Below are 19,857 nucleotides of genomic sequence, written 5' to 3'. Positions count from 1 at the left end.
CTCCGTCCGTCGGCCGTGAAAGCGTCACAAAACCGACGTGCCAGAACCGGAGTTGGGCCTCTTATTTGTCAGTGGCGTGCCGTAGAACTGAGGGGCACGGCGAGGTCCGCTCGGCGGACGGGAGGAGGTGGCTCGGTGTCTATTTCCGAGCCCTTGGACGACCCGTGGGCCGAGAGCGGCCCCAGTGATCGTCTGCCCGCCTCCCGCCGCCGTGGTGATGGTGGCCGGGGACGCGACGACCAGCATGATCGCGGCCGGGACAACGGCGAGTGGGAGGGCGGTGGCTCGGCCTTCGAGCGGGTCCCGCCGCAGGACCTCGACGCCGAGCAGTCCGTCCTCGGCGGCATGCTGCTGTCCAAGGACGCCATCGCCGACGTGGTCGAGGTCCTCAAGGGCCACGACTTCTACAAGCCCGCGCACGAGACCATCTTCCAGGCGGTCCTCGACGTCTACGCCAAGGGTGAGCCGGCCGACCCGATCACCATCGCCGCCGAGCTCACCAAGCGCGGCGAGATCAACAAGGTCGGCGGCGCCTCGTATCTGCACACCCTGGTCCAGACGGTGCCGACGGCGGCGAACGCCGAGTACTACGCCGAGATCGTGCACGAGCGGGCCGTGCTGCGCCGTCTGGTCGAGGCCGGCACTCGCATCACACAGATGGGATACGCGGCCGACGACGACGTCGACGAGATCGTCAACCGCGCCCAGGCCGAGATCTACGCGGTCACCGAGCAGCGCACCAGCGAGGACTACCTCCCCCTCGGCGACATCATGGAGGGCGCGCTCGACGAGATCGAGGCGATCGGCTCGCGTACCGGCGAGATGACCGGTGTGCCCACCGGGTTCACGGACCTCGACTCGCTCACCAACGGGCTGCATCCGGGCCAGATGATCGTTATCGCCGCCCGTCCCGCGATGGGTAAGTCCACGCTCGCACTGGACTTCGCGAGGGCGGCGTCGATCAAGCACAACCTGGCGAGTGTCATCTTCTCCCTGGAAATGGGGCGCAACGAGATCGCGATGCGTCTGCTGTCGGCCGAGGCGCGTGTGGCCCTGCATCACATGCGTTCCGGAACCATGACGGACGAGGACTGGACCCGGCTGGCCAGACGGATGCCCGAGGTCTCGGCGGCGCCGCTCTACATCGACGACTCCCCGAACCTGTCGATGATGGAGATCCGTGCGAAGTGCCGTCGGCTGAAGCAACGCAACGACATCAAGCTCGTGATCATCGACTACCTGCAGCTGATGCAGTCCGGCGGTTCCAAGCGTTCCGAGAGCCGTCAGCAGGAGGTCTCGGACATGTCCCGTAACCTCAAGCTCCTGGCGAAGGAGCTGGAGGTCCCGGTGATCGCGCTTTCGCAGCTCAACCGTGGCCCCGAGCAGCGCACCGACAAGAAGCCCATGGTGTCCGACCTGCGTGAGTCCGGCTCCATCGAGCAGGACGCGGACATGGTGATCCTGCTGCACCGCGAGGACGCCTACGAGAAGGAATCGCCGCGCGCGGGCGAGGCGGACATCATCGTGGGCAAGCACCGTAACGGTCCGACGGCGACGATCACGGTCGCCTTCCAGGGCCACTACTCACGGTTTGTGGACATGGCGCAGACCTGATCGGCCTCTTGTAGGGTCTCGCGGCTGATGTCGTAATCTCACGGGCCGTGTCGTACCGATGTCGTATACGACATCACCGTGTGACTAGCGCGTGGGTGCTGCTGCTCAGCGCCTCGTCTCGTACCTGGTCAGGACCACGCCGCCGGGAAGCGTCCGCGTCTCCACCAGGTTCAGGTTCACCCAGCTGTCCAGCGCGGTGAAGAACGGCGTGCCGCCGCCCACCAGGACCGGATGGGTGGCGATCACGTACTCGTCGATCAGCCCGGCGCGCATGGCTGCCCCGGCGAGCGTTGCGCCGCCGATGTTCATCGGGCCGCCGTCCTCGGCCTTGAGCCGGGTGATCTCGGCGATCGCGTCGCCGGTGACCAGGCGCGTGTTCCAGTCGACCTTGTCGATCGTCGAGGAGAACACCACCTTCGGCGTGTCCCGCCAGTTCCGCGCGAACTCGATCTCCGCCGGGGTGGCGCCCGGCCGCTGGTCGCCGGTCGGCCAGTAGGAGCTCATCGCCTCCCACAGCTTGCGCCCATACAGCGACAGGCCATTCGCGTGCTCGTGGTCGAGCCACCACTGGAACAGCTCGGGGCTCGGCGGTCCGCTCCAGCCGATGTCGTCGCCGGCCGCGGCGATGTAGCCGTCCAGGGTCAGGTTCATGCCGTAGATCAGTTTCCGCATGGCCCAGCCTTCCGTCCGTGGGTGTCCGGCGTATGGACCAGCGCGGCGCGGGAAACTCATCGGTGCGCGATCTGGGCTCGCCGGTAGTCCTCGTGCTCGGGGCTCAGCGTGGCGTACTCGGCCGACGCGGGCAAGCCGCCAAGAACGCCCGGGTCACGCAAGATCGACATGTCACGAGCGGCGAAACCCCACACCCTCCGGTCTGATCGGGAGCGCTCACCCTTCGGGGTGGCGCAGGGCCCAGTTCCGGTCGTTCGGCGTCGGCTCGGTCCGCCAACGAGCTCTTAGGACTCCGTCGTTGTCGGGCATGACAGCGGTGAACAGAGGAACGCTTTCACCTGCATATACGGAGAGAAGTGCGGCGGCGGTGGCGCTGCGCAACCGGGCGGTCAGTTCAGGGAACGCGGTCTCGTCGGCGATGGCGCTCTGGATGCGACCGTCGTTGTCCTGCCAGACGCCTTCGACGAGGCCTTCTGTGGGGAGGGCTCTCAGGACGGCGTCGATGTCGGAGGACAGGAGCGGCCATACGGCTAGACGGGCCCGGGGCATCACTCCGGCGCGAACCGTGTCGACGGTGTCGTGAGTGAGGCGGTGCCATCGTGACGCGCCGTCGAGATACGTCTCTTCCAGGACTCGGGCGCTGCCGTTGGCGACTGCCCGGTGCAGGTCGGCCCAGAAGTCATCGTTGCCGGGCCGTTGGACACCTTCCTCCTCGGCCTCGAAGCCGTACGGGGAGGCATCCAGGCGTTCTGGGAACAGTCCGAGCGCGCGGGTTCGTGCGAGTGCCTCCTCGCATGGCCGGCTGCTGCTGACGTAGAGGTACTGGTCCCATCCGACGTGCACGGCAAATGTGCCCTCCGCCTCCAGTCGGCACCATGCGCCGCTGTCGCGAAGCATGAGCCGGACCAGCTCCAGCCCGATATCGAGCGGCACCTCTGCTCCTTCATGGAAGCCGGTAAGACCGGTCGGAAAGAGTCCTTCAAGCCCGAAGTTCCTCAGCGGCCGCTCGAGGCCGAAGCTCGCGAGGGCCGGGGCCTGCGGCTCGCGGACGGACAATCGATCGATGCCGGTCTCCACGGCGAACGCCAGGACCGCCTGCAGATAGGCCGCCTCGATCGTGCCGTGATCGCTGACGGTGTCCTCGGTGCCCGTGTAGTGCCCGTGTTCATCGCGGTCGGCGGGGTCGTACTTGGTGACGCGGTAGACGTAGGGGAGCTGCACCTCCCCATCTTCCAGTAGAGCCCTGACGCCGTGCAGTCCCTGGTGGGAGACGCCCTGGTTATGCGCTCGACTCCCAAGTGGTGATCGGGGTGGACTGGGGGCATGACGACATCTCAGGATGAGCTGCTGCCCGCCACGCGCCGGGCGCTGCTGCACCGCATCGCCGTGGCTCAGGCCGAAGGACGCGCGCCTTCACTGGTGGCCGCGGTGGTGCGGGACGGCCAGGCGGTGTGGCACGGGTCGCGTACCTCGGTGGACGGGCACGGGCCGGACGAGAATGTGCAGTACCGCATCGGCTCGATTACCAAGAGCTTCACCGCCGTCCTCGTTCTGCGACTGCGCGACGAGGGCTTGCTCGCTCTCGGTGACCCGCTGGAGAAGCATCTGCCGGGTACCGGTGCGGGGGAGGCCACCATCGCCGAACTGCTTGCGCACACCAGTGGACTGGCGGCCGAGTCGCCAGGGCCGTGGTGGGAGCGGACCTCCGGATCCCTGCGGCCCGAGCTGTCCGACGTCCTGGGCGAACAGCCCTTCCTGCATCCGTCCGGCCGCCGGTTCCACTACTCGAACCCGGGCTACACGTTGCTGGGTGCGCTGGTCGAGAGGCTGCGGGAGGCTCCTTGGGAGGACGTACTCCGGCGCGAAGTGCTCGAACCCCTGGGGCTGAACCGCACGAGTACGCGACCGCAGGCGCCGCACGCGGGAGGTTGGGCGGTGCATCCCTGGGCCGATGTGATGCTTCCCGAGCCGGTCGAGGACCTCGGACGCATGGCACCGGCCGGCCAACTCTGGTCGACGACGGCTGACTTGGCGCGGTTCGCGGCCTTCCTGATCCAGGGCGACGACCGTGTGCTGAGTGCCGACTCGCTGCGGGAGATGAGGACGCCCGCGGGTCCGCAGGAGGTGGCGGATGTGGCGAGCGGCTATGCCTACTGCCTTGGCCTGGAGATCCGGCATCAGGACGGCAGGACTCTCCTCGGCCACACGGGGTCCTTGCCGGGCTTCCTTGCCTGTCTCACCGTCAGCGTGGAGGACGATCTCGCCGCTGTCGTCCTGGCCAACTGCACCTCCGGCCCGATGCTGTTCACAGTCGCCGCCGACCTCGTCCGTATCGTCGCCGAGGCCGAGCCGCGGATTCCCGAGCCCTGGCGCCCGATGCCGGAGGCCGACGCAGCAGTCCTGGAGCTGGCCGGGCAGTGGTACTGGGGAACGCACGCCTTCGCGCTGCGGTTGACGGCCGATGGACTGGTCTCGCTGGAGCCGTTGTCCGGCAAGGGCCGCCGCTCACGGTTCCGTTCTAACGGTGACGGCACTTGGACGGGGCTGGAGGGCTACTACGCCGGCGAGCTCCTGAAGGCCGTACGACGGCCCGACGGGACCTTGGACCACCTGGACCTCGGGTCGTTCGTGTTCACGCGTCAGCCGTACGAAGAGGGGGCTGCCGTGCCGGGTGGAGTGGCTCCCGAGGGGTGGCGGGGGATCGGCTCGTCCTGACCGTCCGGTGCAGCGCTAGGAAGTGTCACTCCGGCGAGGCGTATGCGCGGCGAAGCGCCTGTTTCACGTGAAACAGGCGCTTCGGCGTTTCACAGCTCGAGCTTGAAGCCCACGTGCGAGGCCGTGAAGCCAAGCCGCTCATAGAAGCGGCGGGCGTCCGTACGGCTCTGGTCGGAGGTCAGCTGCACCAGCTGGCAGTCCAGGCGTCGGGATTCATCGATCGCCCACTCGATGAGCAGGGTGCCCAGGCCACTGCCGCGCTCGTCGGCGTGGATGCGTACGCTCTCGATGATCGACCTGGTGGCGCCGCGCCGGGACAGCCCGGGAATGACCGTGAGCTGGAGCGTGCCGATGACACGGCCCTCACGGGCAGCGACGACCATGTGCTGGTTCGGGTCGCCGCTGAGCCGCTCGAACGCGGCGAAGTAAGGGGTCAGGTCGTCCAGTGACTCACGCTGAGCGCCCAGCGGATCGTCGGCGAGCATGCCGACGATCGCAGGGATGTCATCGGCGACAGCGGGGCGTATCTCAAGATCTCCCATGCCCGCACCCTATGCGGGCGCCGGAAGCGACTCCACGGCCCGGACCAGGGGGACGAGCTCGGGGCTCTTCGTGGCCTCGTCGAGGGCTTCGCGCAAGGCCGACTCGTTGGTGGGGCGGGCTTCTTCGAGGAGTGTGAGGCCGGCTGGGGTGACGTCGGTGTAGATGCCGCGGCGGTCGGTGGGGCAGAGGTAGCGGGAGAGCAGTCCGCGGTCTTCCAGGCGGGTCACGAGTCTGGTGGTGGCGCTCTGGCTGAGGACGACGGCGTCGGCGACTTGCTTCATCTGGAGGTGGCCGCCTTCGCCGTTGTGCTGGCGGCTGAGGACGTCGAGCAGGGAGTACTCGCGCACGCTCAGGTCGTGTTTGCTCTGCAGGGCGCGCTCGATGTGGGTCTCGATCCTGCCGTGCAGCAGGGAGAGGGCGCACCAGCCCTGGGCGAGGGCGGTGAGTGCGGGGTCCGTGGCGGTCATGGTCTTTCCTCCGTGCCGGAGCGGCTGAAGACAGGGTAGAGCAGGATCGCAATAGCCTGCGCTTGCAAGTATGCCGCGCATGCAAGTATTGTCTTCGAGCGTAAAGCGCTCCTGCAATCTTCCTGGAAGGTGTTACCCCTCCATGCCTCTCGCGCTTCTGGCCCTCGCGATCGGGGCCTTCGGAATCGGAACGACCGAGTTCGTGATCATGGGCTTGCTGCCCGAGGTCGCGAGTGACTTCGGGGTCTCCATCCCCACCGCGGGGTTCCTGGTGACCGGCTACGCGCTCGGCGTGGTCCTCGGCGCTCCGCTCATGACCGTGCTCGGCACCAAGGTCTCCCGCAAGCGGATGCTGATGCTGCTGATGGGACTCTTCATCGTCGGCAACCTGCTGTCGGCCATCGCCCCTGCCTTCGCCGTCATGCTGATCGGCCGTGTGGTCGCATCCCTCGCCCACGGGGCCTTCTTCGGCATCGGTTCGGTCGTCGCGGCCGAACTGGTCGCTCCGGACAAGAAGGCCGGCGCCATCGCGATGATGTTCACCGGCCTCACCGTGGCCAATGTCGTCGGCGTCCCGCTGGGCACGCTCGTCGGACAGTCCGCGGGCTGGCGCGTCACCTTCGCCATCGTTGCCGCCCTCGGCGTCGTCGGACTGGTCGGCATCGCCAAGCTCGTCCCCGACCTGCCCAAGCCGCAGGGCGTACGGCTGCGTCATGAGCTGGCGGCGTTCAAGAACGCCCAGGTTCTGCTCGCCATGGCGATGACGGTCCTCGGCTTCGGCGGTGTCTTCGCGGCCATCACCTACATCGCACCGATGATGACCCACGTCGCCGGCTTCGCCGACGGATCCGTCACCTGGCTGCTGGTCCTCTTCGGGCTCGGCATGGTCGGCGGCAATCTGATCGGCGGCAAGTACGCCGACCGCGCGCTGATGCCCCTGCTGTACGTCTCCCTGGGCGCCCTCGCCGTCGTGCTCGCGCTCTTCACGCTCACGGCCCACAACAAGGTCCTGGCGGCCGTCACCATCGCGCTGATCGGCGCCCTGGGCTTCGCCACGGTCCCCCCGCTCCAGAAGCGCGTCCTCGACCAGGCGCACGGCGCCCCGACGCTCGCCTCGGCCGTGAACATCGGTGCCTTCAACCTCGGCAACGCCCTCTCCGCCTGGCTCGGCGGGCTCGTCATCGCCGCCGGCTTCGGCTACACGTCCCCCAACTGGGTCGGCGCCGCCCTCGCCGCGGCCGCCCTGCTGCTCGCGATTCTCTCGGCCGCACTGGAGCGCCGGGACCGAGCCGGCTCGAGCACCGTCGTCACGGGCGCCACACCCGCCGAGCAGCGAGCCGTCGCCCATCACTGAGCCGACTCGTGGGCGGGGTCAGGGCCGCCCCCGCACCTTCGGCTTCATGACAGTCCTCCACCTCAGCGCTCACCGCTTCAACCCAGCACAAACCGCAAGGAGAACCCCATGAGCACCGTCACCGCAGTCACCCCCCTGAGTACCCAGGACGCCGACGTCCTCGTCGCCGCCGCGCACCGTGCGGCCGAGGAGGCCGGAGTGACCGTCAGCGTCACGGTCCTGGATGCCGGAGGCCATCTGCTCGCCTTCCGGCGGAACGACCGGGCCGTGCTGATCTCCGGTGAGACCAGCACCCGCAAGGCCTACACGGCACTGCAGCTCGACGCCCCGACCGCCGACCTCGTCGACGCCGTACAGCCCGGGGGGCTCTTCCACACCCTGCCCACGGCGCTCGATCGGCCGCTGCTGTTCATCGCGGGCGGTGTGCCGATCCACCGGGACGGCCGGCTGATCGGGGCGATCGGTGTCGGCGGCGGCGCGCCGGAGCAGGACCATGGGTTCGCGACGGCCGCGATCGAGGCGCTCGCCTGACGCCACCTCAGTATCGACAAAGCGCCGGTTCCCGATGGGGACCGGCGTTTCCCACGGGTGCCGCCCGTGGTTGAGCGCCTCAGCCCGCCGCCACCGTGAGCGGAGCGAAGCGTCGGGTCCAGTCGCCGGGCAGCTCCGAGATGCCGTATGACATGACTGAGTTGAAGGCGACCGACGTCAGACCGTGCTCCTTCGCCCAGTCCAGCAACTCCTCGTGGCGTACGTCGATGTCCGTGCGCAACGACCGGTCGGTGTGGGCGGCGAGGGAGGCGATGAGCGCCTTGGCGGTCTCGGTGTCGCGGGCGATGAGCGGACCCACGACCTGCGTGTCCATGTTGGGCCAGGCGCCCGCGTAACCGATGATCCGGCCGTTCTCCTCGGCGACGCGAAGCTGGTCGGCGAAAGCGGGCAGCCGCGTGATGATGTGCGTGCGGTCGGCGCCGAACACTTCCTCGTCGAGCCGCACCATGGCGCTGAGGTCCTCGGCGGCGGCCGCACGTGTGACCACCGAGGGCGGCGAGGCGTCGGGCCTGAAGTGCCCGCGGAGCATCTCCGCCCGTCCGGTGACCTTGAAGCCGAGCTCCTCGTAGAGCGGGCGGCCGTACGGCGTCGCGTGCAGCGTCAGCGGTGTCGTGCCCATCGAGTCGACGATGTGACGCATCAGCCGGCGTCCGATGCCCCGGCGGGCATGCCGCTCGGCGACCAGGACCATGCCGATGGCTCCCAGCCCGGGGCGCTCTTGCGGTCCGTACTCCGTGACGACGCATGCGCTCACGAGCCCACCGTCGGGGTCGTCGATGCCGTAACCCTTCCCGGCTGTGAGGAGGAACCCCCACTTGTGTTCCTCACGGGGCCAACCCCGATCCTCGGACAAGTCGGCGCAGGCGGTGAGGTCGCGAGGCGTCAGACGGCGGATGGGCAGAGCGGCGAGGGAAGGAGTCGGCACGCAGGTCAGGCTGTCTGACGACCGCCCTGGTCGTCCACCTGTTTCCAGCGAGACGTACGAGCTTTTGGCCATGTCATGGTCCGCCGCACAGCGCTCTGGTAGGCGCTGGGTGTTTCACGTGAAACATGGGCGAACGGCCAGCATCCATCGAGGGCTTTACATGATTGTTCATGGAGACGGGCGAGGGCGCTCGGAATGGGAGTGAGAGATCTCCATCCACTGGATCGAGCGCTCGCCATTAGCCTCGTGCCTCATGGCGAGACTGCACCTCTTCGATCTGGACGGCACGCTCCTGCGCGGCACATCCGCGCCCGTGGAGATCTCACGACAGCTCGGGCTGGAGGCGGAGACCGTTGTGCTCGACCGGGACATCTCGGCGGGGCTGATCGGGCCTCCGGAGTACGCGCAGCGGGTACACGCGCTTTGGGCCGATCTCACCGAAGCGCATGTGACGGCCGCCTTCGAGGCCGCTCCGTGGCTGACTCGGATCCGCGAGGTCTGGGCGGAGATCAGGGGACAGGGTGACTACTGCGCTGTCGTCTCGCTCTCGCCCTCCTTCTTCGTGGAGCGGCTGACGGGCTGGGGAGCGCACGCGGCGTACGGCTCGGTCTTTCCCTCCGTGCCGTTCACCGAGCCGGTCGATCCGGCGGGAGTGCTCAGCGCCGAGGCCAAGGTCCGCATCGCCGACCGGCTCTGCGGGGAGTTCGGGGTGACACGGGGCGAATGCGTCGCCTATGGCGACTCGTTGTCGGACAAGGCCCTGTTCGGTGTGGTCCCGGTATCCGTCGCGGTCAATGCGGACCGTCATCTGGCCGGGCTCGCGACCCATACCTACATGGGGATGGATCTGTGGGAAGCCTATGAATTGGTGCGCAGCGGCAGGTAATTGAAGGAATTGGCCGTTCATCCCCTCGTCCATTTCGTGAGCAAGCGAGGGGGGACTTGTGATCGGGGCGACGGCCGGTATGGTCGACTCCGGTTCGTTTCCGAGCTGTGATGCAGACTCCCGGCTCGGACCGAACGCAGGGCAAGGCAGCCTAATGGGACGGAGAGATCGAAGACCCGCATTCTCGGTTATGGAGCCCGGGCGCCGACTCACGGTGGGAGGCTGCGGTGAGAGTACTGCGGCCAATGTCACACTCTCGCCTTACTTGTCCGTAACGGGTGTGAATACGAGTTGAATGTGGCCGTATTGGTTCGCGGCAACGAACGGGGAATGCAAGCCGTCGCGGGGGAAGCAGGCACCTTCCGATCGAGGAAGTGCGCAGACCGACCGAAAGATGTTCGAGGCGAGGCTCACCATGGACGCTCCGACCACCGCGTCGGCCGACAACGGCACTTCCGGCGGCGGGGGCGGCTGGTTCACGCCGCGCAAGCAGCCGACGACGACTCCGGGCAGCGAACAGGAGGCGGCCGAGGGCCGGCGCCTGGCCGCGATGCGCCCGCTGGGCCGGACGATATCGACCGATGACTCGGCTCCGTCGGCCCAGGACAGTGGCTCCGGCCCCGACCACGCGCACCGCGTGAGCGACGGAACAACGGATCCCCAACGAGGGGCACCGCCCCCGATATCGAGCCACGGGCATGCCCCGCCACCGACCCCTCAGCCGGCCCCGACACCGCCTCGCGAGGCGTTCGCGACATCGCCCCAGGGACCACCGGCTTCCGGTCACCTACCGCCCACGCACTCGGCACCCGTCTCCGCCCCCTCCCCGGCCCCGCACCGAGCACCGTCGGCCGCCCAGGCCGCCTCAGCACGGCCCCATCCATCGGGCTCCACGCCCCTCACGCCGTCTGCCACGCTCGCGCCGCCGACTTCCCTCGCAGAGCCCGCCCCGCAGCCGCACGTCCCGTCCCAGCGCCCCGCACCGTCCCCATCCGCGTCCCCTGACGCGGCTCTGATCCGCCGGACGATGTCAGAGGTCGCCCCCGTGGCCGACAAGGTCACGTCGTACTTCTACGCGCTGCTCTTCGTACGCCACCCCGACCTGCGCGAGCTGTTCCCGGCCGCGATGGACACCCAGCGGGACCGGCTGCTCAAGGCCCTGCTCACCGCTGCCGAGCACATCGACAACACGCCGGTCCTGGTGGACTACCTGCAGAATCTGGGCCGCGGTCACCGCAAGTACGGCACCAGGCCCGAGCATTACCCGGCCGTCGGCGAGTGCCTCATCGGCGCGCTGAGCAAGTACGCCGCGGGCGTCTGGGACGGGGAGACGGAGGCCGCCTGGGTCCGGACGTACACGACGATCTCGCAGGTCATGATCGACGCCGCGGCGGCGGACGAACTACGCGCCCCTGCCTGGTGGTACGCGGAGGTCGTGGCGCACGACGTCAGGACCGCGGACATCGCCGTCGTCACCGTCCGCCCCGACCAGCCCTATCCCTTCCTCGCCGGGCAGTACACAACCCTGGAGACACCTTGGTGGCCCAGGATCTGGCGGCACTACTCCTTCGCTTCGGCGCCCCGCTCCGACGGCCTTCTGTCGTTCCATGTGAAGGCCGTGCCCGCGGGCTGGGTCTCCAACGCTCTGGTGCACCGCGCCCGGCCGGGAGACATCATCCGGCTCGGCCCGCCGGCCGGTTCGATGACCGTGAACCACACCACCGACAGCGGTCTGCTCTGCCTGGGCGGAGGCACGGGCATAGCGCCCATCAAGGCGCTGGTCGAGGATGTCGCCGAGCACGGCGAGCGACGATCGGTCGAGGTGTTCTACGGCGCCCGTACCGACCAGGACCTGTACGACATCGACACGATGCTCAGGCTCCAGCAGTCCCACCCCTGGCTGAAGGTCCGCCCGGTGGTGGACCGGCACGGACTGCTCCAACTTCCCGAGGCCATACGCCAGTACGGGCCCTGGAACGAGTACGACGCCTTCGTCTCCGGACCGCCCGGCATGATCCGCAGCGGTGTCGACGTACTGAGAGACCTCGGTGTCCCGGCCGAGCGCATACGCCATGACTCGGTGGAGGAGCTCGTCGCCGCCGCGAACTGACATCTGCCGACGGCCAAGCCGCCGTCGGATCAGCCCAGGTCGGGCGCGTGCATGGCGCGGACGCCCTCGATGTTCCCGTCCAGGTAGTGCCGCAGCGACAGCGGCACGAGATGGACGGAGGCGATCCCGACCCGTGTGAACGGCACCCGGACGATCTCGTACTCGCCGACGGGCTCGTCCACTTCGGGACCGTGCCGCAAGGAGGTGTCCATGGACCCCAGGCGGCAGACGAAGAAGTGCTGCACCTTCACGCCGGTCGCTCCGCCGTCCTCGCCGATGTGCTCGACGGTGTCGACGAAGCAGGGCACCACATCGGTGATCTTGGCGCCGAGTTCCTCGTAGACCTCGCGATGCAGGGCGTCGACTACGGTCGAGTCCGTCGGCTCGACCCCGCCACCGGGCGTGAGCCAGTAAGGATCCAGGCCGGGCTTGGTGCGCTTGATCAGGATCAGATCGTCGCCGTCCAGCAGAACGGCGCGTGCGGTGCGCTTGACCACGGGTCGGACGGTCATGGGAGAAATGTGGCCCGGCTGGTTCCACGTGAAACATCGCGAGACGTCACCGGTTGAGATCGTTGCGCGATGTTCCCGAAAGTCCTGCTCAGGCCCAGTTGCCGGCCGCCCGCAGCAGCCACTCGTGGGCCCGCGCGATATGCGGCATCGCCAGCGTTCCGGTGCGGACCACCAGGAAGTACGTCCGCAGCGGCGGCACCGGCGGATCGTGCAGAGCCACGATCTCGCCGCAGCCCAACGCGTCCGCGCACAGATAGCGGGGCAGCACCGCAAGCCCGGCTCCCGCGACCGTACAGGCGAGGACCGCGCGCAGGTCGGGGACGATCACCGTGCCCGGAGCGGCGGGGCGGCAGTCGTAGACCGATGCCCAATAGCGGGAGACGAAGGGGAGGGACTCATGCACCTCCACCACCGGCACGTCCTCCAGCGCGTGAGCTCCCTTGTGGCGCAGCTGCCCCGCGCCGATTCGGTCCACCCAGCGGGGAGCCGCGACGAGTACATGCTCCTCGTCGCAGAGCGCAGTCGCCGTGAGCAGCGCGCCGCGCGGACGGGCCGTACTGATGGCCAGATCATGATGTCCGGCGGACAGGCCTTCCAGGGCCTCCTCGGCATTGCCGAAGGACGCGCGCAGTGCGAAGCCCTGGCCGTCCTCACCCCTCAGCTCGGTGAGCGCGGGCAGCGCGCGCTCGGCGGTGAACTCAGGAGGGCCGGCGAGGTGCAGGGTCCGCAGGGAGGACTCGTCGTCGATGCCCGTCTCGGCGATCTCGACCAGGGCGTCGAGATGCGGTGCGGCCTTGTGGGCGAGTTCGTCGCCGATGGTCGTCGGTGTCACTCCGCGGGCCTGCCGTAGGAACAGGGGGCGGCCCAACTGGCGTTCCAGGGTGCGGATCTGTGAGGTCACGGCCGGCTGCGACAGTCCCAGCAGCGCGGCGGCGCGGGTGAAAGAGCCGGCCCGGTGCACGGTCACAAAGGTGCGCAACAAGGCCAGGTCCATCCCACGCCCTCCCCTTCCCCGCCCTTCTCCTCACCCCCAGGGCAGGTCCCAACTATAAATAAGTCGATAGGTCGCTGTCGCTACTGTGATTGGACACTGACAGAGAGTCAACTAGCCTTGTTCGCGCGGTTCTTCGCGCGCGGAACCGAGGGCGGTCCGAGCCACGAGGGGGGAGGTTCGGACCGCCCGTTGTACGTAATCGGACGATGGCGGCCGCAGGGCCGGACCCGGTCACCGGGCCGATTCGTGCAGCGCGCTCAGCACATCCGCGACCAGATCCTCCGGATCCTCGGCGCCGACCGACATACGAATGAAGCCCTCCGGTACGGCATCGCCGCCCCAGCGTCCGCGGCGCTCGGCCGTGGACCGGACTCCGCCGAAGCTGGTCGCGTCGTCGACGAGCCGCAGGGCGTCCAGGAAACGGTCGGCACGCGCGCGCGTGGGCAGCGTGAAGGACACCACGCACCCATAGCGCCGCATCTGCTGCGAGGCGATCTTGTGCGAGGGGTCCCCCGGCAGCCCCGGGTAGCGCACCCCGAGCTCCTCCGGCCAGTCCCGCAGAGCCTCGGCGACCGCCAGTGCAGTGGCGTTCTGCCGCTCCACGCGCAGCTGGAGCGTGGCGATGGATCGGTGGGCGAGCCACGCCTCCATCGGCCCCGGAATCGCCCCGACGACCTTGCGCCAGCGCCGTACGGCCGCCATGGCATCGGCGTCGCGGCCGGTGACGTATCCCAGCAGCACGTCGCCATGTCCGGTCAGCTGCTTGGTGCCGCTGGCCACGGAGAAGTCGGCGCCGAGCTCCAACGGGCGCTGCCCGAGCGGTGTCGCGAGCGTGTTGTCGACGGCGACGAGCGCGCCGCGCGCGTGTGCCTCCGAGACGAGCCGCCGGATGTCGCACACGTCGAGGCCGGGATTGGACGGGGTCTCGGTCCACAGCAGCTTCGCGCCGTCCAGGACGCCGAGCTGCGCGTCCCCGCCGGTCGGCGCGGTCCGCACCTCGATGCCGTACGCCTCCAGCTGCCCGCGTGCCAGGGGCAGTGCCTGGTAGCCGTCGCTGGGCAGGACGACCGCGTCGCCTGTCCGCAGCTGGGAGAAGAGCACCGACGACGTCGCGGCCATGCCCGAGGCGAAGACCAGCGTCTCGACGCCGTCCTCCCCCGGCGCCTCCAGTTCGCCGATGGCGCGCTCGAGGTGGGTCCAGGTCGGGTTCTCGTCACGGCCGTAGGTGTACGGCCCCGTGGGCTCGCCCGGCAGATGGAAGTGGGCGGCGAAGACCGGACCCGGCAGGGTCGGTTCGTACTTGACCGGCTCGGGCAGGCCGGCCCGCACCGCGCGTGTGCCGTCCCCGCCGAGTCCCTGTGCCTCCGTACCGCTCATGCCGCCTGTCCCTCCACTTGTCGGCGGACCACCGCGAGGAGGCCCGTGCTCGCCGCCTCCACCATCTCGAGGCAGTCCTCGAAGCCGTCCCGGCTGCCGTAGTACGGGTCCGGTACGTCGAGATCGTCGCCCGCGGCGGGGTCGTAGGAACGCAGCAGGCGCACCTTCGCGGCGTCCTCCGGCGAGGGAGCGAGGCCGCGCAGGGCCTTGAGGTGGCCGGAGTCGAGGGCGATGACGAGGTCGAGGCGGTCGAACCAGGACGGCTGGAACTGCCGGGCCGTGTGGCCGCCGCCGTAGCCGTGCTCCTGAAGGACGGAGACGGTCCGCGGGTCGGCCGGGTCGCCCTCGTGCCAGCCGCCGGTGCCGGCGCTGTCGACCTCGACCAGGCCGTCGAGCCCGGCCTCCTCGACGCGGGCGCGGAAGACGGACTCGGCCATCGGCGAGCGGCAGATGTTGCCGGTGCAGACGAAGCAGACGCGGTAGGTCATCGCTTGCTCAGTCCCCGTCGGGCAGGGCGAGGTTGAGCGCCCAGGAGACGATGGAGATGATCAGGCCGCCGAGCACGGCGGTCCAGAAGCCCTCGACGTGGAAGCTCAGGTCGATCTTGTCGGCGAACCACGAGGTCAGCAGCAGCATCAGCGCGTTGACGATCAGGGTGAACAGACCGAGCGTCAGGATGAGCAGCGGAAGGCTCAGGAGCTTCACGATCGGCTTGACGAGGAAGTTCACCAGACCGAAGATCAGCGCGACGATTATCAGGGTGCCGATCTTCTTGCCCGTGCTGTCACCGGTGAGGGTGATCTTGTCGAGCAGCCAGACGGCGACCGCCAGGGCGCCTGCGTTGGCGATCGTCTTGACTACGAAATTCTTCATGTGTCTGATCGTGGCAGACGAGATCGGCCATGAGCACTGGGATGAGGGCGGACATCTGCGATGAAGGCATTCCGGCTGGATGAACTGGAGGCGGAGCGCGCCGCCAATGAGGGCGCCTACCTGCAGTTTCTGCGGGAACGGAACATGTCCGTCGGCCTGTACGCGCTCAATGCGGGAGATCAGGATCCACAGAAACCGCACAACCAGGACGAGGTCTACTTCGTCGTGAGCGGCCGGGCCCAGATCACCGTCGGCATGGAGACCACCCACGTGGCGCGCGGCAGCGTGGTGTACGTACCGGCCGGAGTCGCCCACAAGTTCCACCACATCAGCGAGGATCTGCGGGTGCTCGTGATGTTCTCTCCGCCCGAGAGCTGACCCTTGGCCTCAGGGTTCCCTAGGGGATCGATCAGGGGAGGACAAGGGCTGCGAGGGCCCCGCCGGGGCACCTGCCGGTCCTAGCATCGAGTGCAGGGAATCAGCAGATTCGAGAATCAGGTCCCGGCACAGGACGGGCGGAGAGGTAAGGACGAGGGCGATGCGTGAGATCTTCGCGGGACTGCCGTGGTGGGTGAAGTGGATCGCGGTGCCGGTCATCGCCCTGGTCGTGTTCGGGGGGCTGATAGCAAGCGTGGTCGGGTTCGTGATCGGACTGCTCTTCAAGCTGCTGGTCTTCGTGGCACTGGTGGGTGGACTGATCTACGTCGTACGGAAGTTCATGTCGAGCTCTTCGTCACGCAGCGACTGGTGAGGGCCGTGGGGACCGGTGGGCGGTAACAGGAATCACCGGTTCCCTCGGGCGGGGGAAGTTTCCCGGACCGGGCGTCTGCGGGTGGCGACGGGCCAATAGAGTCCGAAAATCGACGCGGGGACCGGCCCCGCGAGCGGCGTACACCCCCACCCGTGTTCCCCAGCACGGGCTGCCCCCCTCGCGCTTCGGGAGTGACCCTTGGCCACGGTTGACACCGCACCCTCCGAACCTCACGCACCCCCAGGACGGCCCCGCTCGTCCGTACCTCAGGTACCGCGACAGGCCTCCCCGCAGACCTCCGAGCAGTCCAACTCCGCGACGCTCATCGGATCCGTCCAGCGTGCGATGCGCCTGCTGGAATGCGTCGCCGAGCACGAGTGCGGCGCTCCCGCCAAACAACTCGCCCGCGAGACGGGCCTCGCCCTGCCCACCGCGTACCACCTTCTGCGCACGCTGGTGCACGAGGGCTATCTGCGCCGCGACAGAGGGCTGTTCTTCCTCGGTGAGGCCGCCGTGCGGCTGAGCAGCAGCGGAGCCGAGCAGAAACGTCGCAGCACGGTCGCCGACGCGCTCGCCCAGTGCCGTGACGCCATCGGGGTCCCCGTGTACTACGCCCAGTACCGCGAGGGCGAGATCGAGGTCATGTGCGTCTCGGACACCCCCGGCAATCCGGCGGTCGAGGAGTGGGCCGACTTCCGTGAGACCGGGCATGCGCACGCCATCGGGCTGTGCCTGCTGTCCCAGCTGGACGAGGACGCCCGGCTCGATCACCTCGAGCGCCATCCCGTGCAGGCCATCACCCCGTACACGGTCCGAGACAGCCGCGCGCTGCTGCGCCGTCTGGAACGGATGCGTCGGATGGAGCCGGTGACCGAGCGTCAGGAGTACGCGCTGGGCACGGTGTGTGCGGCGATCCCGATCACGGTGGGCACCACCGCCGCGACGATGGCCATTTCCCTGCCCGTCGAACAGGCCGATCGACTGCTGCCGGCGGCGCGTCAGCTGCAGGACGAGGTCGGACGACTCCTGGGGTCACTGGCGATCTCTATCAGTATCTGAAAACTCACTCCTTGTGATCTCTCGTGTACGTTCAGCAAGATTCCACCAGGCTCGGGATCCGGTCCCGGCCAGTCGAAGGCAAACGACGGGGTAGGCGATGCGCGAGTCCGTACAGGCAGAGGTCATGATGAGCTTTCTCGTCTCCGAGGAGCTCTCCTTCCGCATCCCGGTGGAGCTGCGCTACGAGACGTGTGATCCCTACGCGGTACGGCTGACCTTTCACCTGCCCGGTGATGCCCCGGTGACCTGGGCCTTCGGTCGTGAGCTGCTGGTCGACGGGGTGGGCCGGCCGTGCGGGGAGGGAGATGTACGGGTCTCGCCGGCGGGTGCCGAGACGCTGGGCGACGTCCTGATCCGGCTTCAGGTGGGGCCGGACCAGGCGCTGTTCCGCTCCTCCGTGGCGCCTCTTGTGGCCTTCCTCGACCGCACCGACAAGCTGGTGCCGCTCGGGCAGGAGGGCACGCTCGCCGACTTCGACGCCCATCTCGACGAGGCCCTGGATCGCATCCTGGCGGAGGAGCAGAGCGCCGGGTGAAGCGTTACGTCAGCGAGGGCGGCGTGGCGTAACGCTTCAGCGGGTGCGCAAGGGGCGCGTGCGGGCGCTTCCGCCCCGCCGGAAGTGCTTCACGCTCCGCCGGACGGGCGGAGTCGGCGACGCAGGACTCGGGCGGAGTCAGCGACGCAGACTCGGGCGGCCGTCAACCGGCTGCTCTGCTGTCAGCATCGGCTGTCCCCGTCGGGCTGTCATACGACGCCCTCGGCGGCCGGGAGGTCGACGGCCGGCGCATCTGCCGTCAACGCACTCTGCCGTGACCGCTTCCGCGGCACAGCTGACGCCCTCAGCGCTTACGCCGTCGTCCCCTACCGCCGCGGCCGGGAGCCGGCTGCGTGCCCGCCATGACTGGCTGGGTGCCCGTGGGCGCCGCCCCCTTCTCCGGCCGGTCTGCCGAGACCACCAGGGCCGCGAGAGCCGTGGTCACCGGAACCGAGGCGACCAGTCCGATGGAGCCGACCAGTGTGCGCACGATCTCCTCCGCGACCAGCTCACTGTTGGCGACCGTACCGACGCCGCTCTGCGCGATCGAGAAGAGCAGCAACAGCGGCAGCGCGGCGCCCGCGTAGGCGAGGACAAGCGTGTTGACGACGGACGCGATGTGGTCGCGGCCGATGCGGATGCCGGCCCGGTACAGCCCGCGCCAGCCCATCGTCGGGTTGGCCTCGTGCAGCTCCCAGACCGCGGAGGTCTGGGTAACCGTCACATCGTCGAGGACACCGAGCGAACCGATGATGATGCCGGCGAGCAGCAGACCGCTCATGTCGATCGACGGATACAGACCGTGGATGAGGCCGGTGTTGTCGTCGGTGTTGCCGGTGAGCGCGGCCCAGTCGATGAACACCGAGCCGAGGACACCGATCAGCAGCAGCGAGATCAGTGTGCCGAGCACCGCGACCGATGTCCGGGCCGAGAGGCCGTGGCACAGGAAGAGCGCGATCAGCATGATCGCGCTCGACCCCACCACCGCCACGACCAGTGGGTTCGAGCCCTGGAGGATCGCGGGCAGGATGAAGAAGTTGAGCAGCAGGAAGCTGATGGCCAGCGAGATCAGCGCCATGAGGCCCCGCAACCGGCCGACGACCACGACGGCGAGTGCGAAGATCCCGGCGAGCACCGACAGCGGAATGCGCCGGTTCACGTCGGTGACCGAGTACTGGAGGTCCTTGGGCGCGGAGGGCTCGTAGGCGACCACGACCTCCTGGCCCTCGTGCAACTGGCGCGACTGGTCGGGCTGGACGATCTCCGTGAAGGTACGGCCTTTGTCCTTGCCGGTGTCGACACGGATCGTCGCCTTCTTGCAGGTGCCGCTCTCCTGCTGCGCTGCGGAGGAACCCTCGGCGGTGGAGGTGTCGCCGGTCGGCGGCACGCCCGAGGCGCCCGCGTCCTTGCAGCTCAGCTCGACGACCTTGGTGACCGTGGCCTGCTGTGTCTGCCGGTCGAAGCCGACTCCGGTGCGCTCGTGCCCTGGGGCACCGCCCGGCCACAGCACCGCGAGACCGACCACCACCGCCGCGGCGAACGGGATCAGAACCGCCGCGATGACCTTGCGCAGATGCCGGGAGACGGGAGCCGCCGGACCGTGGGCGTGACTGTGCGAGTGCCCATGCCCATGTCCGTCATCGTCGCCACCGCCCCGCGGCCCGCCGGATCCGGGTCCGTGACCATGACCATCACCGGCATCGTGACCGGGCCGGTCACCCGGACCGGGCCCCTGCCCCGTCGAGCCGCCGGAGCCGGGACCGTAGCCGTGCCCGCCGGGGCCGCCGTGCCCGCCAGGGCCACGCTCGTACCCCCCGCCGACTCCGCCCCGCTGCTCCGGCATTCCTTCGGACCCGGGCCCGGGCCGGCTGCCGTGTTCGTGCCAGCCGCTGTTTCCAGCCGCCCGATCGTCTTGGCC

21 protein-coding genes are annotated in these 19,857 nt (G+C 68.8%); 10 read left to right on the top strand and 11 right to left on the bottom strand.

Annotated features, from left to right (window positions below):
• Window positions 1–135 precede the first annotated feature (135 nt).
• Window positions 136–1,614, top strand: a complete 1,479-nt coding sequence (dnaB, locus tag ACFQ6S_RS21435) for a replicative DNA helicase (protein WP_383411933.1) — start codon at window positions 136–138, stop codon at window positions 1,612–1,614.
• 105 nt (window positions 1,615–1,719) lie between these two features.
• Here the strand turns inward: dnaB and ACFQ6S_RS21430 are convergent, their stop codons facing one another.
• Window positions 1,720–2,286: a dihydrofolate reductase family protein gene (locus ACFQ6S_RS21430; protein ID WP_383411930.1), complete on the bottom strand. Its 567-nt coding sequence runs from the start codon at window positions 2,284–2,286 to the stop codon at window positions 1,720–1,722.
• A 216-nt stretch (window positions 2,287–2,502) separates the two neighbouring features.
• Window positions 2,503–3,507 (bottom strand): RNA-binding protein, encoded by a 1,005-nt coding sequence (locus ACFQ6S_RS21425; protein ID WP_383411928.1) that lies wholly within the window; start codon window positions 3,505–3,507, stop codon window positions 2,503–2,505.
• Between the two features lie 102 nt (window positions 3,508–3,609).
• On the opposite strand from ACFQ6S_RS21425, the gene ACFQ6S_RS21420 reads away from it, so the two are divergent.
• Window positions 3,610–5,001 carry a serine hydrolase domain-containing protein gene (locus ACFQ6S_RS21420; RefSeq protein WP_383411925.1) on the top strand — a complete coding sequence of 464 codons (1,392 nt, stop codon included), beginning with the start codon at window positions 3,610–3,612 and terminating at the stop codon, window positions 4,999–5,001.
• An 89-nt stretch (window positions 5,002–5,090) separates the two neighbouring features.
• On the opposite strand, the gene ACFQ6S_RS21415 is transcribed toward ACFQ6S_RS21420, so the two are convergent.
• Together ACFQ6S_RS21415 and ACFQ6S_RS21410 are read right to left on the bottom strand one after the other, a co-directional pair.
• Window positions 5,091–5,543, bottom strand: a complete 453-nt coding sequence (locus ACFQ6S_RS21415; RefSeq protein WP_383411922.1) for a GNAT family N-acetyltransferase — start codon at window positions 5,541–5,543, stop codon at window positions 5,091–5,093.
• Between the two features lie 9 nt (window positions 5,544–5,552).
• Window positions 5,553–6,011, bottom strand: a complete 459-nt coding sequence (locus ACFQ6S_RS21410; RefSeq protein WP_383411919.1) for a MarR family winged helix-turn-helix transcriptional regulator — start codon at window positions 6,009–6,011, stop codon at window positions 5,553–5,555.
• Between the two features lie 142 nt (window positions 6,012–6,153).
• On the opposite strand from ACFQ6S_RS21410, the gene ACFQ6S_RS21405 reads away from it, so the two are divergent.
• Window positions 6,154–7,365, top strand: coding sequence for an MFS transporter (locus tag ACFQ6S_RS21405; RefSeq protein ID WP_383411916.1), 1,212 nt, complete (start codon window positions 6,154–6,156; stop codon window positions 7,363–7,365).
• 108 nt (window positions 7,366–7,473) lie between these two features.
• Window positions 7,474–7,896 (top strand): heme-binding protein, encoded by a 423-nt coding sequence (locus ACFQ6S_RS21400; RefSeq protein ID WP_383411913.1) that lies wholly within the window; start codon window positions 7,474–7,476, stop codon window positions 7,894–7,896.
• Between the two features lie 79 nt (window positions 7,897–7,975).
• Here the strand turns inward: ACFQ6S_RS21400 and ACFQ6S_RS21395 are convergent, their stop codons facing one another.
• Entirely contained in the window at window positions 7,976–8,842 is an 867-nt protein-coding gene (locus ACFQ6S_RS21395) for a GNAT family N-acetyltransferase (protein WP_383411910.1), read from the bottom strand.
• A gap of 253 nt (window positions 8,843–9,095) precedes the next feature.
• On the opposite strand from ACFQ6S_RS21395, the gene ACFQ6S_RS21390 reads away from it, so the two are divergent.
• Both ACFQ6S_RS21390 and ACFQ6S_RS21385 read left to right on the top strand, forming a co-directional pair.
• The gene (locus tag ACFQ6S_RS21390; protein WP_383411907.1) at window positions 9,096–9,728 is read left to right on the top strand and encodes an HAD family hydrolase; all 633 of its coding nucleotides are present in this window, start codon (window positions 9,096–9,098) and stop codon (window positions 9,726–9,728) included.
• Window positions 9,729–10,122: 394 nt separating this feature from the next.
• A complete protein-coding gene (locus tag ACFQ6S_RS21385) occupies window positions 10,123–11,838 on the top strand; it encodes a globin domain-containing protein (protein WP_383411904.1) in 1,716 nt (571 codons plus the stop codon).
• Window positions 11,839–11,867: 29 nt separating this feature from the next.
• Here the strand turns inward: ACFQ6S_RS21385 and ACFQ6S_RS21380 are convergent, their stop codons facing one another.
• From ACFQ6S_RS21380 to ACFQ6S_RS21360, 5 genes are all read right to left on the bottom strand, one after another.
• Window positions 11,868–12,350 (bottom strand): NUDIX domain-containing protein, encoded by a 483-nt coding sequence (locus tag ACFQ6S_RS21380; protein ID WP_383411901.1) that lies wholly within the window; start codon window positions 12,348–12,350, stop codon window positions 11,868–11,870.
• Between the two features lie 88 nt (window positions 12,351–12,438).
• A complete protein-coding gene (locus tag ACFQ6S_RS21375) occupies window positions 12,439–13,344 on the bottom strand; it encodes a LysR family transcriptional regulator (RefSeq protein ID WP_383411898.1) in 906 nt (301 codons plus the stop codon).
• A gap of 231 nt (window positions 13,345–13,575) precedes the next feature.
• A complete protein-coding gene (locus ACFQ6S_RS21370; RefSeq protein ID WP_383411895.1) occupies window positions 13,576–14,721 on the bottom strand; it encodes a cystathionine gamma-lyase in 1,146 nt (381 codons plus the stop codon).
• Window positions 14,718–15,209 carry a low molecular weight protein-tyrosine-phosphatase gene (locus ACFQ6S_RS21365; RefSeq protein ID WP_383411892.1) on the bottom strand — a complete coding sequence of 164 codons (492 nt, stop codon included), beginning with the start codon at window positions 15,207–15,209 and terminating at the stop codon, window positions 14,718–14,720. The genes ACFQ6S_RS21370 and ACFQ6S_RS21365 overlap by 4 nt, the downstream gene beginning before the upstream one ends.
• A gap of 7 nt (window positions 15,210–15,216) precedes the next feature.
• On the bottom strand, window positions 15,217–15,594 hold the full coding sequence (locus ACFQ6S_RS21360; RefSeq protein ID WP_383411889.1) for a phage holin family protein: 378 nt from the start codon (window positions 15,592–15,594) through the stop codon (window positions 15,217–15,219).
• Window positions 15,595–15,654: 60 nt separating this feature from the next.
• Here ACFQ6S_RS21360 and ACFQ6S_RS21355 point away from each other — a divergent pair, with 60 nt between their 5' ends.
• The 4 genes from ACFQ6S_RS21355 to ACFQ6S_RS21340 all read left to right on the top strand — a co-directional run bounded on the left by ACFQ6S_RS21355 (window position 15,655) and on the right by ACFQ6S_RS21340 (window position 17,939).
• On the top strand, window positions 15,655–15,972 hold the full coding sequence (locus ACFQ6S_RS21355; RefSeq protein ID WP_383411886.1) for a cupin domain-containing protein: 318 nt from the start codon (window positions 15,655–15,657) through the stop codon (window positions 15,970–15,972).
• 160 nt (window positions 15,973–16,132) lie between these two features.
• Window positions 16,133–16,345, top strand: a complete 213-nt coding sequence (locus ACFQ6S_RS21350) for a DUF5326 family protein (RefSeq protein WP_030957557.1) — start codon at window positions 16,133–16,135, stop codon at window positions 16,343–16,345.
• 198 nt (window positions 16,346–16,543) lie between these two features.
• Complete coding sequence (locus ACFQ6S_RS21345; RefSeq protein WP_383411882.1) at window positions 16,544–17,404, top strand: IclR family transcriptional regulator; 861 nt, start codon at window positions 16,544–16,546, stop codon at window positions 17,402–17,404.
• 97 nt (window positions 17,405–17,501) lie between these two features.
• Window positions 17,502–17,939 (top strand): SsgA family sporulation/cell division regulator, encoded by a 438-nt coding sequence (locus tag ACFQ6S_RS21340; RefSeq protein ID WP_383411879.1) that lies wholly within the window; start codon window positions 17,502–17,504, stop codon window positions 17,937–17,939.
• 304 nt (window positions 17,940–18,243) lie between these two features.
• Here ACFQ6S_RS21340 and ACFQ6S_RS21335 read toward each other — a convergent pair whose 3' ends face one another.
• Window positions 18,244–19,782: a YibE/F family protein gene (locus ACFQ6S_RS21335; RefSeq protein ID WP_383411877.1), complete on the bottom strand. Its 1,539-nt coding sequence runs from the start codon at window positions 19,780–19,782 to the stop codon at window positions 18,244–18,246.
• Window positions 19,783–19,857: the final 75 nt, after the last annotated feature.

The organism is Streptomyces sp. NPDC056479 (assembly GCF_042795335.1).
GTDB lineage: Bacteria > Actinomycetota > Actinomycetes > Streptomycetales > Streptomycetaceae > Streptomyces.
This window is presented reverse-complemented; position numbering and strand designations above follow the sequence as displayed.